A 17,012-nucleotide genomic window follows, 5' to 3' on the forward strand; every position below is an offset into this window, starting at 1 on the left:
ACTATTTAGGTGTATCTATGATTAACTAAAATGAATTTATAAGAAAAGGAGATAGAGATAATGACTGAAATAGTAAAAATAAAAAATTTGGGGAAAGTATATGAATCTGGAAAGAATAAATACAAGGCCCTTGAAAATATTAATTTAGATGTAAAAGAAAAGGACTTTATAGGAATAATGGGACCATCTGGTTCAGGAAAGAGTACATTATTGAATATAATGTCTACAATCGATAAGCCAACATCAGGTGATGTACTGATAGACAATGAGGACATATTAAAAATGAATGAAGGTAGGCTTTCTCTATTTAGAAGAGATAGGTTAGGATTTATTTTCCAAGATTTTAATTTGTTAGATACACTTACAGTTAAGGAAAATATTGCATTACCTCTAGCTTTGTCTAAAAAGAGCTCTAGAGAAATAAACAGAGAAGTATTGAAAGTTAGTAAGAAGTTAGGAATTGAAACAATATTAAATAAATATCCTCATGAAATTTCTGGAGGACAAAGACAAAGAACTGCAGCTTGTAGAGCTATAGTGACGAATCCTAGTTTGATATTAGCAGATGAGCCGACAGGAGCGTTGGATTCAAAGACATCAAAAGATTTCTTGAAACTGTTAAAAGAGTTAAATGAAATTGATGGAGTAACTATTGTAATGGTGACACATGATGCATTTGCTGCAAGTTTTTGTAAGAAGGTTATTTTTATAAAAGATGGTCATTTAGAAAATTCTATTGTAAAAACAGCTTCTCAACAAGAGTTTTTTGATAGAATTATTGAACACTTAGCAAAAATAGGAGATGAAGAAAATGGGTCTATTTAATTTATCAACAAAAAATGTAAAAAGAAACTTTAAAAATTATAGTGTTTATTTTATATCTATAGTATTTAATGTATTAATCTATTTTACATTTATGTCAATAAAATATAACAAAGAGTTTGGAGAAGCTCTAAAAACTAATAAGGTTATAAGTTCAAGTTTTGAATTAGCCTCTATAATACTAATAATGTTTGCTGTAATATTTATTGGATATAGTACCTCTTTCTTTATGAAAAAGAGGAAGAAAGAATTAGGACTATATTCTTTACTTGGTATAAAGAAAAGTCAGATAGGTTTTATGCTTTTTTATGAGAATGTAATAATGGGGATTTTGGCTATTATTATAGGGATATTCTTAGGAAGTCTATTATTTAAGGGATTTATTTTTATACTTCTAAAATTAATGGGGCTAAACATGGCAATATCTTTTAGTTTGAGTTTAGAAGCTGTTAAATCTACTGTGATAATGTTTGGGGTAATGTTCTTTTTCATATCTTTATACGGATACAGCATAATATATAGATACAAGCTGATTGACTTATTTAAGGCAGAAAAAGTTGTTGAAAAGACTCCTAAGTCGAATAAATTTATAGCAATTCTTTCAATAATATTTATTGTAGGAGGCTATATAATAGGACTTACTACAGAATCTAGTTCAGCATCATTTACTACACATGTTCCAACGACGTTGTTCTTTGTAGTAATAGGTACATATTTATTCTTTGGAACATTCCTAACATCGCTATTTAAGATGTTAAGGAAAAATGAAAGATTTTACTTCAAGGGTACTAGACTGATAGAAATATCAAACTTTAGCTATAAAATCAAGAGTAACTCTAGAATATTGTCGACAATCGTAATAATGACTGCTACAACAATTGTCACATTAGGTAGTGTGTATTCTTCATTTAATTTACTAAATAATAATATTGAAGATATGCAACCATTTAGCTATACATACATAAGCGAAGGTGCCGACATGGATAAAGAAGTGGAACGTATTATAGCAGGTCACCCTGATAATAAAGTTATAAATAAGTATGAACTTCAATATGTTGAATCTGATGTAAAAGCAGAAGGGGCAAAATCTAACAATGAAAAATTAAGTGTTGTTTCTGAATCAAATGCTAATAAGCTTTTGAAAGCGAGAAAATCTGATGTTAAAATTAAGCTGTCAAAAGATACAGATGTAACTGTAATGGATTTTGACAAGAAAAGAATTAAAAGATATAAGGACAAAGAAATTGAACTAAACTTAGAAGAAAACAATAATTATGAAGAAAAAAGTACATATAAAGTTGAGAATACTATTAAATTACCTATAGTTGATGCTGGAAAACTGATGACTACTGTTGTTGCAAAAGATGATATATATAATAGTATAGAAGAAAATAATGATGTAAAACGAGTAATGATATACAATGTTGCAAATGAAATGACTTCAGATGAATTGACATTAGATTTATTAAGATATTTACCAGTAGAGTCACAACTTGAAGCTTCATCAACAAATAACTCTATTAAGACATTAAATTCTCTCATGATATTTATTGCATTTTTCCTTGGATTAGTATTTTTAATATCAACAGGAAGTATAATATACTTTAGACAGTTGACGGATGCAAGCGAAAGTATAGAAAGATACAATATACTTAAGAGAATAGGTGTAAGTAAAAAGGAAATAAAAAAATCAGTAAATAAGCAAGTTCTTGCAATATTTGCTATTCCACTATCTCTGGGAATATTACATTCATTAATTGCCCTTGTAATGGTATCTAATATAATGCTACATGGAGCAGTTGCGATGGAAATGGTATATATCATACTTGCATACACAGTAATATATATGATCTATTACTTTATTACTGCAAGAGGATACAATAAAATAGTAAACAATTAATATTTTGGAGAATATAAAATTAATTTGGAGGTTAATATGAGAAAATTAGCGGCAGTTTTGTTATCAGGAGTAATATTACTAGGAGCAACAGGATGCTCTTCAGAAAAGAAAGATAGCGATGCAAAAGAAACAAAGGTTGCAACTACGACTATTTCAAAGTTTGATACAAAAGATGTTTTAACAGAAGAAAAAATAAATAATGAAGTATTTAAAGGAAGTAAATTAACTCTTGTAAATATTTGGGGTACTTTTTGTGCCCCATGTATGGAAGAATTACCATATTTACAAGAATTGAATGATGAATATAAAGATAAAAATATTGCTGTATTAGGTATAGTGCAAGATGGAGAAAGTGCTGCACCAGAAGCCATAAAAATTTTGAAAAAACTAAACATTACATTTAAGAATATAATACCAGACGAAAATCTTAATAAGGGAATATTATCTAATATAGATGCTGTACCTGTAACAATAGTGGTTGATGAAAATGGAAGTCCAGTTTCAGATATGATTTTCGGTTCAAAAACAAAAGAAGAATACAAGAAAATAATAGATGATTCACTAGCTAAGATAGAAAAAAAATAATTTTATATTAGGAGATTGATATGAAAAATAAGTTGAAATCTGCTCTTCTGATGTTGAGTATTGCTTTTATATTAATAGGATTTCACAGAGGAGAAGTGGATAGAGTATTGAGAAAAGCAACTAATATATGTCTGGAGTGTATAGGGATTGGATAAAAATATAAAAAAAAGAGATAAGATAAATTACAACAAAAAGAAAAGAAAATTTGTTCAAGTAGTTGCCATGGTTCTATCTAATTTGAATTTTAAAGGATTTGCATCGAGTAGAATATATAAAGGTGATTTCAAGCAAGTTTGTGTGCCGGGGTTAAATTGTTATTCATGCCCAGGTGCTGTTGGTGGATGTCCAATAGGTTCTCTGCAGGCTGTAATTTCCGATATTAAATATAAATTCTCATTTTATATAGTAGGTTTTTTGACACTTATTGGAGTAGTATTGGGAAGGTTTGTCTGTGGATGGCTCTGTCCATTTGGATTGATACAAGAATTATTGTATAAGATACCTTTTGTAAAAAAGGATATTTTTAAAAAATTTGATTTTTTGAAGTATCTTAAATATTTTATACTGGTAGTTTTTGTAATAATAATTCCAATGTTTTGGGTAAATGAAGCGGGAAGCGGCGGTCCTGCATTTTGTAAGTATATATGTCCGGCGGGTACTCTAGAAGCTGGTATTCCTATGGTAATATTAAATGAGGGATTAAGACAATCTATTGGCTTTTTGTATAATTGGAAGATGTTTATACTTATAGTTACAATATTGCTTTCTATAATAACATATAGACCATTTTGTAAATATATATGTCCTCTTGGAGCAATATATGGTTTATTTAATAAAATAAGTTTTTACAGATTGAATGTTGATTCTAATAAATGTATAAACTGTAAAAAATGTGTTAAAGTCTGCAAGATGAATGTAGAGCCTTATAAAAATCCAAATAGTGCAGAATGTATTCGATGTGGAGAATGTGTAGATGAATGTCCGATAGGTGCTTTGGAAAAGACTTTTATAAAAAAGGAAAATATAATTGACTTGAATAAGAAATCTGAAAAATACAAGGAAGTAGATCTAAAAGAATATTCTAAGAAAAATAAAAAACAAGAAGCAGAAAATTAAAAATAATAAACAATAATCTAGAGAAAATGATTAGTAATCTAGAAATAAAAAACAAAATAAAAATAATGATATTTAAATACTAAAAAAGCTTGTCGAAGTTGTTAAGCAGCAACTATTGACAAGCTTTTTTGTTGCCATTATGCGAAATATCCATTAGGTGCGACCTATTATCTAATATGATATAATTAAGGATGTGAACCTATGTTTTTTTAGGGGGATAAGAAGTAAAATTACTGTATAAAGGGGATAAAATTATGAACTTTACTGATGAATTATTTTCAGATAATGACTATATAATATTTGATACGAACTTAGAAGCAAGTATTATGAAAAAACTATATAAGGAAAATTCTAAAGTATCATATTTTGGAAAGTTGAATTTTTTGACGCAAGAGTCCTTTATGCTAGGAGAAATAGAATTATTTTGGCCATTAATAGGGCATGGAATTAAACCAAATATAATTTCGAGAGATATTTGCATATTTATCCTAAATAAAATAATAGAGGAAAGAAGATTATTTGATGGATATTTTCAAAGCATTAATTCAAATAATATATTTCTTTCATCACAAGTATATAACATAATGCAAAAAGCATCTAAAGAGAATATTCCAGTAGACGCAATTGCACATAGGATATACAGATTCAAGAGAGGAAGAAATAGTGTAAAAGTTTTTGATGATTTAAAAAATGTAATTGTAGAGTATAGATCAACTTTAAAGAAAATGAATTTATATGATAATGCAATGATTACTGAATTATACAATGAAAAACTTTTAAACAATGATAAATACAAAAAAATATATAGTAAATATAACTTTATATATATAAATAAAGAAAGCAATAAAATTAACTTGGTAGCAAATATTAAAAATATTGTAGAAGAAGAATTCAACTCATATTTTGATATGGTGTTTGGACTTGAAAATTTGTTAGGTGAGCTAAAAAGTTTAAATATATCTGTGAATGACATATGCATAGTAGTACCTCAAAAAAGAGAGTCTTTTAGCAGAATAATTAAAAGTGTATCTGAAAATATAGATATGAAAATTACTCCAGTATCAGAAAGTGAATCTATAAAATATTTAGATTCTGGTGTATTTGTGCTATCTGCATTAGCAATTTACAGTGACTTTGAATTTATATTAAATGATGACGAAAAGACAACTTTTGTGAAATATATATATAAAGATAAAAATATAATAGATATTAGAATTAATTTAAATAAGTATATTTCTGAAATAAGAAGCGATATTATCGAACAATACAATCAGTATTTGTATGGCAGTAATTCTTTGTCGGTCGGTAATGGAGAATACGCGAAGGGTGATTGTGAGTTTAGAGATGAAGAATTTATAAAATGGGTTTATAAAAGATATTTTCCAACAGATGAGCTAGGAGTAAATATAGTTAGTAAAGTATGTGAATTGATTAGAGAGATATCTTCAATTAAATATAATAATTTATTCAACGTAACAGAGGACATGAAGATTAAATATATAAAAAATTATTTAAATGTAAATAATAACATTAAGAGAAGAATTGAAAATATTGATTTAGGTGGAATTTTGCTTGTCGGAATTTCTGAATATGCATCAATGAACTTAAATACAAAAAATATTATATTATTTGACGCGACTTCTAAGCATTATGACGTGAGTATTGAGAGCGAAATAGATACGGATATTGCATATTTAGATGATGATTTACTTGGAAATGTAGACAAAAATAATTTAATAGAAATATATAATGAATTGAGATCTGAAAAAATTGATGAACGGATAAACACGCTAATAGGTGGTAATAATGAGAAGCTTTCAAATATATATATATTAAAATCAGATACATCTATAGGTGGGTATGATCAAGAGAATAGCTTTTATAATAGATTTTTAGAGCTTGCAAGGAGGTAATATGTCAGTAGTATATAGAAAAGATCAAAAAGATATTATGAAATATACATCTGGAACTATGGGGATTCAGGCAGTACCCGGAGCTGGAAAAACTTTTATAATAACTAATTTGGTTGCAAAGCTTTTAGAGAAGATGCAAAGTGAAAATAACGATAAGAAAATACTGGTCCTTACATACATGAACAGTGCGGCAAATAATTTTAAATCTAGGATTAGAAGTATTATTGAAGGCGAGGATATCCAAAAAAATAAATTTGAAGTAATGACAATCCATTCTCTTGCAATGAAGATAATAAAGGAAAATTCAGAGTTGATTTTTATAAATGATGAGAGTGAAATAATTGATGATTACAAAAAAAATATATTGATAAGTGACGCGATAGAGCGATTTGAAGAAATAGGCGAAAATGATAAAAAGATTCCAAGTTTTATAAAAAAAGAAAAAAGAAACGACTCAAAGACACTAGATATTTGGCGTAGGGAATTTACATCGATAGTACTTAATAGTATTAAGCTATTGAAATATGCTAATGTATCGGAAGAAAAATTGAAGAGTATAGTGGTAGATTCTGGTGATTATAAGGGAATTATGAGCATAATATCTCCGATTTACTCTTTGTATCAAGATATGTTAAGACAAAATGGACTTATGGACTATGACGATATATTGATATACGCATACAATATATTATTAGAAAATGAAGATATTGCAAGAGAGTATCAAGAAAAATATTATTATATTTTTGAAGATGAGAGTCAGGACTCAAATTCTATTCAAGGAAAAATAATCGATATTATATCAAAAAATACAGACAAGAAAATAAAATATAAATCAAATCTTGTCAGGGTAGGAGATGTAAATCAGAGTATAACTGGTACATTTACAGGGTCAGATCCAGCTTCTTTTATAGATTTCTGCAAAAATGCAGATTTTTCATACAATATGAACATGGCTAGTAGAAGCTCAATAGATGTAATTAACGTAGCGAATGACTTGGTAAAATATACTACAGGTGAGGCAGAATCTGATTTTAGTAAGTCTTTAGAACCTTTATTTATAGAAGAGGTTGAAAAAGAGCTTGGATATAAAGAAAATCCTAAAATAGATAAATACATGATAAATGCAAAAAAGTTAAAAAGCGAATTAGAAGAATTCGAAGCTGTTATTAAGATTATTAATTATATAAAAAAGAATTACCCAGAATACTCCATAGGAGTATTGTCTTTTTCTAATATAGATGTAGACAACCTCTCTGAAAAATTAGATGCATTTGAAATAGAATACGATAAGCTAGGCGCGGATTCAAAAGAGAGAAAAAAAGTACTATTTGATATTAAGTTGATAATAGACTTTTTAGTGAAACCTAATGACAACAATATTTTTGTAGATATGCTTATAAATGCGTTTATTAAAAGATTTTCAGATACTGAAATAAGTGATGAAGAATTTATAAATATATATGAAAAGCTAAAAAATGTTAGTGCAGAGAACTTTATTTATGATGATGAATATTTTGAAGAGGTCATAAATAATATTGAAGATATTTTAAATCAAGATAATAAAGACTTTTTTTCAAAAAAGATTAAAAAGACGAGAGATAAATTAGTAAAAATATGTGAGCTTTCTCAAATTAATCCTGCAAAGCTGGTAGAAAGTGTGTCAGAATTAATGGAATTGAATTCTAATGAGCGAAGTTTAGTTTATTATTTAGTTTTTTATATTGAGAATTTGGTAAAATATGAAGATGCTGATTTATCAAGGGTGTCAATATCTCTTGATGGTAGATATTCTAGAGTATTTGATTCAGCGATAGACACTATATATGAAATAGGAGAACATGAATCAGAACCGGGAAGCGTGACATTGTCGACTCTTCATAAATCAAAAGGAATGGAATGGGATGCAGTGATAATATGCGGAGTAAACAATTCTACTTTTCCTTCCAAAATCACTGACTATTTTAGAGTAGATAGAAGGTATTTAAGAGATGAGTTTAAGTATCCTGAAGCTTTTATAAATAGAGAGATAGATATAGTATCAGGTGCGAAAGTGAAAAATATGATTTACTATGAACTTGACTTAAAAAAGAGTCTGATTTCCGAAAGAGTAAGATTATTGTATGTAGGGATTACAAGGGCAAAAAAATCTCTAATGATATTAAATTCATCTGAAAAATATCTTGAGTATATTGGAAAAAATATTTATAGAAAAAATTCAGTGTTTTTCGATAGGATGCAATCGTATATAAACGAAGAGCGATTAAAGGAGAGAAACCTAAATGACAAGTAGTCTAAATTTAAGCAGTTATGATATCTCAAAAGAGGTATTGGAATATAGATTAGAAAATTTAATATTCAGTCAAAATATGCTGAATTCTTGGAAGAGAGATAAAGAAGAGTTTATAGAAAAGTATATTAGAAATATTTTTTGGAGTGACGACTCGCAAAAAGATAGAGATTATGAAGAAAATATGAGCTATGGTCGAGAGTTTCACTTAATGTGTCAGAGAATATTCCTAGATATACCGGAAATAATCGAGTTTGAAGACGAAGTATCTACATCAAAAAAAGAAGATAAAAGCAAAAACTCTTTTTATGAAAATCAAAGTATAAATAAATTCTCAGATACAGATAAAGAGAGTTTAAAAAAAATAAAGTCAATAAAAGAAATGTATATAAAAAAATATGGAGATAAAGTAGTATTTAAGCCAGAGTGTACAATTGAGCTAAAAAGTAATATTCTAGTTAATTTGGATTTGTTGGTAGAAGTATACGATTCTGAAAAACTAATAAAAATAGATATTTGGGACTGGAAAGTAGAAAAGAGAAAAACTGAAATAGACTATGCTATTAAAAGAATGCAGACCATGGTCTATATGTACGTGTGCAAGATGAGCCTTGGGGAGAATCTAGATTTTGAAGATATTACAATGCACTATTATCAGCCGATACACGATAATAACGTAGTAATAAAATACAACGAGCAACTGCATACAAAATTTGAAAATGAAATAAAAACAACTATATCAGAAATAAAAAATATGAAGTGGGAGGTGTAGTCTATGGGCGTTGGTTTTATTACTGGTCGAGCGGGATGTGATAAGATTGGAAAAGTATTGGACTTGTGTTTTGAAGAAGCTGAAAAAGATGATGTAAAACCAATATATATACTAGTACCTGAAAAATTCACCTATGAAATGGAAAGACAATTGAGTGAAAGGTTTTTGACTCAAAGCGATCCGAATTTCAGAATAAGAGTAGTAAGTTTTTCTACACTTAGCAAGATAGTATTTACAAATGTAGGCGGATTGAAAGAAAAGAAAATAACTAAAAGTGCGAGAAGTATGTTAATCTACAAGGCTATAGAATCCGTGTCTAAAGAGATGGAAGTTTTCAAATCTAAAAATGCTGGAATAGGTATTGTTGGTAAAATAATGGACGTGATAATTGAGTTCAAACAAAATGATATGTCCGTCCAAGAAATTTTAGAGATGTCTGATATAACAGAAGATGAGGCACTAAAGTTAAAATTAAAAGACTTAGCAAAGATATATGCAAGATACGATAATTTTCTTCATCAAAATTACATAGATACAGAAGACAATATGGAGTTTTTTGCAAAGAAGTTAGATGATTACGAGGATATTAAGGGCGCTACAATTTTTGTTGTAGATTATACCGGATTTACTCCGATACAGTATTTAGTTATTGAAAAATTAATATTACTGTCAAAAAATATGTATTTTTCATTGATTACTGATTTAAAAAACTTCAATGCTAGAAGAGGTGTTTTTTCTAAGACTAATACAACTTTTATGAAAATAAACGAGATTTGCTACAATAATAAAATCAAAAGATTAAAAGATATAGAGATGATTGAAAGTGATTATTTTGAGAGCGAAGATTTAAGATTTTTGGAAAAACATATCAATGATTTCAACCCAAAACAATTTGATAGCAAGCCAGACAATATTGAAATATATGAGTTTAAAAATACTCATATGGAAGTAGAGCATATAGCAGGTGAAATAGTAAAACTAGTGAGGGATAAAGGATATAGATATCGTGAAATAACAGTAGCTACGAGAAATTTAGATTCATATTCCTATTTGGTAAAGGCAATATTTAATGACTATAAAATAGGTTATTTTATGGATGAAAAAATTGCAGCAAAAGACAACTCTATAATAATGCTAGTAATGTCAATTTTGGATATGAAGCAAAAGAACTATTCTTATGGTGCTATGTTTAGGTATTTAAAGAGTGGATTGAGCGGTATAGATTCTGAGGAAATATCCATATTGGAAAACTATGTTCTAGCAAATGGAATAAAAGGAATTAGATGGTTTGATGATAGATGGAACTATTCTGTAAGGCATGGTGTAGATGAAGAGGATATAGACGGAAAATATTATGACAAGATAAATGAAATTAAAAATAAAGTTATGTATCCAATAGAGATGCTTCACAATAAATTAAAGGGAAGAAATACAGCGAGAGAAATATGTAGATATTTGTATGAATTTGCAATAGATATAGAGCTTCCTGAAAGAATAGATGATTTGATTGAAAGGTTTGAAAAGGAAGAAAATCTTTATCGTGCAAAAGAGTATTCACAGGTTTGGAATATATTTACTGATATGCTTGATGAAATGGTCGAATTTATTGGTGATGAAAAAATTGGGCTTGAAAAATTTATAAAGTTGATGGAAGCAGAGTTTGAAGCTTTTGAGCTAGGGATTATACCTCCTGCTAGAGATCAAGTCTTCGTAACAAGTATAGACAGAATGAAAAACCCAGAAACAAAGGTTTTATTTATGATTGGGGTAAATGATGGAGTATTTCCAAAAAACATATCGGATGAATCCGTTTTGACCGATGTAGAAAAAAGATCTTTACTTGAAAAAGGAATAAAATTTGACTCTGATGAAATTACTAAGATTTATGATGAGGAATTTTTAGTTTATAAGTCTATGAGTTCATCAAAATCTAAATTAGTAGTAACTTATCCAATTGCAGATTTTGAAGGGAAGTCAATGAGACAATCAAGGCTTATTAAGAAGATCAAAAGAATTTTTCCTAATATAGAAATAAAGGAAATATTGGAGAAAGAAGAAATTGACGACATTGATTTAATAGGAGATTTTATTACATCAAAAGAACAGCTTTTTGAAGATTTGTTAACTAATATAAATAAAGGTAAAAGGGAAGATAACCAAGCAAAGCCACAATATATATGGAATGCAATATATACATACTTTAAAAATGATGAAGAGTATAAAAACAAAGTGAAGATAATAGATAATGCTATCAAATATGATAATAATGCTGGAGTATTAGATAGAGATCTAGCAATACAGTTGTACGGAAGTGGAATGTCTAGTGTATCTAAACTTGAAAAATACGCAGGATGCCCTTTTTCATACTTTATGATGTACGGACTTAAAGCCAAGGAAAGGGAAGTGTATGAATTTTCTACCCTAGATTATGGAGTATACGCTCATAAAGTTTTGGATGATTTTTCTAAAGGTGTCGTAAAAAATCGTCTAGAATGGAATGAAGTAAATAGAGATTATATCCAAGAGGAAATAAAAAATATAAGCCAGAATATTGTTGATAAAAATGATAGCTATATATTAAACACATCTGATAAGTATGAATATATGACTAAAAGAATAAATGAAACACTTATTGATAGTGTAGAAATTATGGTAGACCAAATAAAAGCTGGTGAATTTTTGCCAAAAGGATTTGAAATTGAGTTTGGTAAAAAAAGCAAGATTGATCCAATTAGAATAAACGTAGACAAAGATATACACATAGATTTAGTAGGTAAAATTGATAGAATGGACTCTTATTTAGATGATGAGAGCAAAGAAGAGTATATTAGGGTAATTGACTATAAGTCTTCTAGACACAGTATAGATATGGCAAATATTGTATCAGGGCTTCAAATGCAGTTATTCGTGTATATGAATGCCGTGCTGAATTCAAGGGAAAATAAATCTGAAAAAACACCGATACTTTCTCCGGCAGCTGTATTATATAGTACTCTCAACAGCAAAATGTATGAACTGAAAAATTCGGGAGATGTAGAAAGACTAGATGAAGAAGATTTGAAAATAAAAATAATGGGAGAAAATAAATTATCTGGTTTTGTATTAAAAGATATAGATATAATAGGGAAAATGGATCGCAGTGTTGTAGATACTCCAGGATATTCTTATGTAATTCCGGCTAGAATTACAAAATCGGGTATTGGAGACACACATACAAATGGATTGAGTAAAGAAGAATTTAATACTGTTAGTGAGTTTGTTTTGATTAAAGCTAAAGAAATTTGTAAAAAAATATACGGTGGAATAGTAGATATAAAGCCATATAAATATGCTGATAGAACAGCGTGTGACTATTGTAGCTATAAATCTATTTGCCAATTTGATTCCACATTAGGAATGAATTCATATAATCTTATAAAGAAAATAGATAAAAAGAAATATCCGGACATATTAAAAGAAATGAAGCAAAAAATAGACTCAAACAAGGAGGAAAAGTAGTGGGTACAAAATGGACAGTTGAACAAAAACTTGCAATTGATAGCAGGGGCAGTAACCTACTTGTATCTGCTGCTGCTGGATCTGGAAAGACCGCTGTATTGATTGAGAGGATAATTCAATTAATACTTGATAAAGATAATCCAATAGATATAGATAGGCTACTAGTCGTTACATTTACAAATGCAGCTGCCTCTGAGATGAGAGAGAGAGTAGGAGTTGCAATAGAAAAAGAGCTAGAAAAAAATCCTGAAGATACACATCTTCAAAGACAGCTTTTACTTTTGAGTAAGGCTGATATTACTACAATAGACTCATTTTGTGGAAATGTTCTTAAAAATAATTTTCACGTTACAGATTTAGATCCTAATATTAAAGTAGGTGATCCTACTGAGATAAATTTGATTGCATCTGAAGTAATGAAGGAAGTATTTGAGAAATTATATCAGTCAAAAGATGAAGGCTTTTTAAAGATAGTAGATTTATATTCTAAAAAAAATAATGATGATGCACTAGAAGGTCTAATTCTTACTTTGAATAATTTTATCAATTCTTCACCATATCCAAATGACTGGCTAGATAATTCAGCAGAAGAATTTAATACAAGTTCAAAAAATGATTCTTACTACATTGAAAACTACATGATACCTGCTGTAGAAGATATGTCAAAGAATATAAATGCACATGCTCTGTTTTTTGAGAAAGGTTTTGAAGAATTAGCTCAAAATGAACTTTTATTAGACTTGTACAATATATTAAGTGAATGTGCAGAGGAGTTAAAAAATATAAAATCCAAGATTGAATTATTTTTTGAGAATAAAGATATAAGTTCCTGGGAAGAACTCAAAGATTCGGTAGATAAGGCAGTAAAAATAAAATCAGGAAATACTTCTTTTAGAAAAAAAGATCCAGAGGCAAAGGGAATATATGATGAAATAAAAAGTGAAAAAGATGCTTCAATAAAAGGCATTAGAGAAGAGTTTAATAAAATTGATTTCGATATTGACTATATAAAGAGGGAAAATGAAGTTTTATACCCTTATATGAGAGCAGTTTCCAATGTATGTAAGGAGTTTAGAAATGCTTTTGCAGCAAAAAAGAGGAGCATGGGATTAGTCGATTTTTCAGATATAGAACATTATGCCTTGGATATATTGACGGACAGAGATGATGAAGGCAATATAGTTCCATCAAAAATAGCTATTTCTTATAGAGAAAAATATGAGGAAGTATTTACAGACGAGTATCAGGATAGCAATTCAGTGCAAGAGTTGATATTATCAATGGTCTCAAGAAAAGAAGTTCCAAATAGATTCATGGTTGGAGATGTAAAGCAGAGCATATATAGGTTTAGACAAGCAGAGCCAGAAATTTTTATGCAAAAATATAAAAGTTATGAAGAGTATACAGATGATAAAGATATTCTGAATAAAAAAATAATGTTGTATAAAAATTTTAGAAGTAGAAAAGAAGTTTTAGAAGGTTGTAATTATGTTTTTAGAGAAATTATGAGAGAAGAAACTGGTGAATTAGATTACACAGAAGACGAAAGATTAAATCCAAGTGCTGATTTTAAAGAGATAGAACTGGATAATGCTTATGCAGGAGGACCGATTGAAATACATTTAATTGATGAATCAAAAGAAGATACAATTGATGAATTAAGTGATTCTGAGGATAACGAAATTTTAGATTTGTATGATGAGGAAGAACTAGAAGATATAAAGTCTTTTAGAGCAGAGTGTGTAAATATATCAGATATAATATATAAAATGGTATTAGCCGAAGATAGTGAAAATAAGTACATGGTATATGACAAGGATAAAGAAGATTATAGAAGAGTTGAATTTAAAGATATTGTAATTTTGATGAGATCTATAAAATCAAAGGCTACAATTGTGGAAGAAGTACTGACAGAGGCTGGTATACCTGTGTATTCAGAATCTGGTGGAGACTTTTTTTCGGCTTTTGAAGTAGAAATATTTATGAATTTATTAAAAATCATAGATAATCCTATGCAAGATATTGCATTAATATCAGTGATGAGATCCCCTATATTTGGATTTAATACAGTGGAGTTAGCTAAAATAAAAGTAAGAAATAAAGGTGTATCTTTTTATGAAGCTCTCTTGAATGAAAGTAAAAACTGTATAAAATCAGAAAACCAAGATGATGAAAGTATAGATAAAAGTAAATCCCTTGTAGGTGAGATTGAAGTGAATAGAAATGAAACTGTTTCAGATACTATTGAAATTGATGAAGATGAAATTAAGTTGAGATCTAAAATAGATGTATTTATTGATTCAATTGACAAATATAGAAAGAAATCCACCATTATTCCTATAGATGAATTTATTTGGTATCTATTTAAAGAAACTGGATATTACAAATATATTGGGATGTTGCCACTAGGTGAACAAAGGCAAAATAACCTTATGCTTTTATTTGAAAGGGCTAGAAAATATGAAAAAACTTCATATAAAGGTTTATTTAACTTTATAAATTATGTAGATAGAATAAAATCTAGGTCAGATGATTTTGGAGAAGCAAAATTAATTTCTGAAAGTGCGAACGTAGTCAGAGTAATGAGCATACATAAAAGTAAAGGTCTGGAATTTCCAGTAGTAATAGTTGCAAATTCAAATAAAAGATTTAATAAAAGTTCAAATAAATCAGATTTATTACTCCATCAAAAATTAGGTTATGGACCTAAGGTAGTGAATTTTGAAAAAAAGGTAACTTATGATAGTTTGTCTAGAAAGATAATAAAAAATAGAGAAACAAATGAAAGTTTGGCGGAAGAAATGAGACTTTTATATGTTGCAATGACTAGGGCAAAAGAGAAGTTGATTTTTACAGGAACTGTCAAAGACTATGAAAAAAGTGAGGAAAACTGGAAGGGTGTCAGAAGAAATTTAGATGGCAATTTAGATAGTGTTGCTATACTTTCAACAAAAAGTTATCTAGACTGGATAATGCCAACAATAATAAATATGTCCCCTAGAGAAAGTACTTTAGATGTTCGCCAAGAAGAGAAAAAATATATAGGTTATAAAGATTGCAAGTGGATAATAGATACTAGAAGTAAACAAAGTGCATATATAAATTATAAAAAAGCATGTTTTAAAAATAGCATAATGGAAGAAAGTTTAGAAGAAAAAATATTGGAACTTGATAATATCGATTCAAGCGATATAGAAGATATTGACTTAGATGAAAACCAAGAAAACAAGGAAAAAATTTACTTTGAAAAGATATCCAATCTATTAAATGATAAATTTGATTCTAAGTACAAATACGAATCGACTGCATTTAAGCCATCTAGCATATCCGTATCTGAAGTTAAAAAGTTGATTTCAGATGAAGAAGAGGAGCAAATGCATGAAAATCTATATTCCTCAAAAAATACTTCACAGCTAAAAATTCCTGAATTTATGCATTCTAAAGTAGAGAAAATGGAATTTAATTCAGCTGAAAAAGGTAGTATATTCCACTTGGTTATGCAATTAATTGAGTTTGATAAATTTGAAGGTTTGTTACAAATGGGAGATACAGATGCTCCAAAAAAAGAAAGTATAGTAGAAACTCAGAAAGAAGAAAAAACAGATACTTATAAAAAAGAAAATGCTAAAATTTACGATGAAGATTCATATATCAAAAAGGAAATAAGAAATCAAATTGAAAATTTAGTCAAAAAGAATATCTTATCTGAGGAAGAAGCTAGTACTGTAAATACATATTGGATTTTTAGATTTATAAAGTCTCCTATATTTAGAGAGATATTGAAGTCAAATCGAAAAAACAAATTATACAAAGAAAAAGCAATCAATTACAGCGTCAATATAAATAGTATTTATAAGAATGAAGGAATTAGAGACGGCGAAAGATTGATGTTGGTCGGGATTGTAGATTTGTTTTTTGAAGATGATAAAGGTGATATAGTATTGCTTGACTATAAGACAGATTTTGTAAATGATGAAAATTTTAATGAAGTAGTATCAAAATATGATATTCAATTAGAGTTATATAAAAAAGCACTTGAAGAAATTTCTGGAAAGAGAGTATCTAAAAAATACATATATCTTTTCAATAGATCTAAGCTTGTTGAATACGAATAAAGGG

General features: G+C 28.4%; 10 protein-coding genes. All 10 read left to right on the forward strand.

Annotated elements, in window-relative coordinates; genetic code table 11:
• Positions 1–60: 60 nt before the first annotated feature.
• The 10 genes from C0982_RS02180 to addA all read left to right on the forward strand — a co-directional run bounded on the left by C0982_RS02180 (position 61) and on the right by addA (position 17,008).
• Positions 61–825 carry an ABC transporter ATP-binding protein gene (locus C0982_RS02180; protein WP_101772588.1) on the forward strand — a complete coding sequence of 255 codons (765 nt, stop codon included), beginning with the start codon at positions 61–63 and terminating at the stop codon, positions 823–825.
• The gene (locus tag C0982_RS02185) at positions 812–2,722 is read left to right on the forward strand and encodes an ABC transporter permease (RefSeq protein ID WP_180946843.1); all 1,911 of its coding nucleotides are present in this window, start codon (positions 812–814) and stop codon (positions 2,720–2,722) included. Before C0982_RS02180 ends, C0982_RS02185 begins: the two co-directional genes overlap by 14 nt.
• Before the next feature lie 36 nt (positions 2,723–2,758).
• Positions 2,759–3,307 (forward strand): TlpA family protein disulfide reductase, encoded by a 549-nt coding sequence (locus C0982_RS02190; RefSeq protein WP_101772590.1) that lies wholly within the window; start codon positions 2,759–2,761, stop codon positions 3,305–3,307.
• Between the two features lie 20 nt (positions 3,308–3,327).
• Complete coding sequence (locus C0982_RS10780) at positions 3,328–3,462, forward strand: CD1871A family CXXC motif-containing protein (RefSeq protein ID WP_278336027.1); 135 nt, start codon at positions 3,328–3,330, stop codon at positions 3,460–3,462.
• A gap of 67 nt (positions 3,463–3,529) precedes the next feature.
• Positions 3,530–4,423 (forward strand): 4Fe-4S binding protein, encoded by an 894-nt coding sequence (locus tag C0982_RS02195; protein WP_101773199.1) that lies wholly within the window; start codon positions 3,530–3,532, stop codon positions 4,421–4,423.
• A gap of 254 nt (positions 4,424–4,677) precedes the next feature.
• Positions 4,678–6,336: a hypothetical protein gene (locus C0982_RS02200; protein WP_101772591.1), complete on the forward strand. Its 1,659-nt coding sequence runs from the start codon at positions 4,678–4,680 to the stop codon at positions 6,334–6,336.
• A 1-nt stretch (position 6,337) separates the two neighbouring features.
• Positions 6,338–8,626, forward strand: a complete 2,289-nt coding sequence (locus tag C0982_RS02205; RefSeq protein WP_101772592.1) for an ATP-dependent helicase — start codon at positions 6,338–6,340, stop codon at positions 8,624–8,626.
• A complete protein-coding gene (locus C0982_RS02210) occupies positions 8,616–9,395 on the forward strand; it encodes a PD-(D/E)XK nuclease family protein (RefSeq protein ID WP_101772593.1) in 780 nt (259 codons plus the stop codon). Before C0982_RS02205 ends, C0982_RS02210 begins: the two co-directional genes overlap by 11 nt.
• A gap of 3 nt (positions 9,396–9,398) precedes the next feature.
• Complete coding sequence (gene addB / locus C0982_RS02215) at positions 9,399–12,893, forward strand: helicase-exonuclease AddAB subunit AddB (RefSeq protein WP_101772594.1); 3,495 nt, start codon at positions 9,399–9,401, stop codon at positions 12,891–12,893.
• Positions 12,893–17,008: a helicase-exonuclease AddAB subunit AddA gene (gene addA / locus C0982_RS02220; RefSeq protein WP_101772595.1), complete on the forward strand. Its 4,116-nt coding sequence runs from the start codon at positions 12,893–12,895 to the stop codon at positions 17,006–17,008. Before addB ends, addA begins: the two co-directional genes overlap by 1 nt.
• Positions 17,009–17,012: the final 4 nt, after the last annotated feature.

The organism is Peptostreptococcus faecalis, assembly GCF_900240845.1.
Taxonomy (GTDB): Bacteria; Bacillota; Clostridia; order Peptostreptococcales; family Peptostreptococcaceae; genus Peptostreptococcus; species Peptostreptococcus faecalis.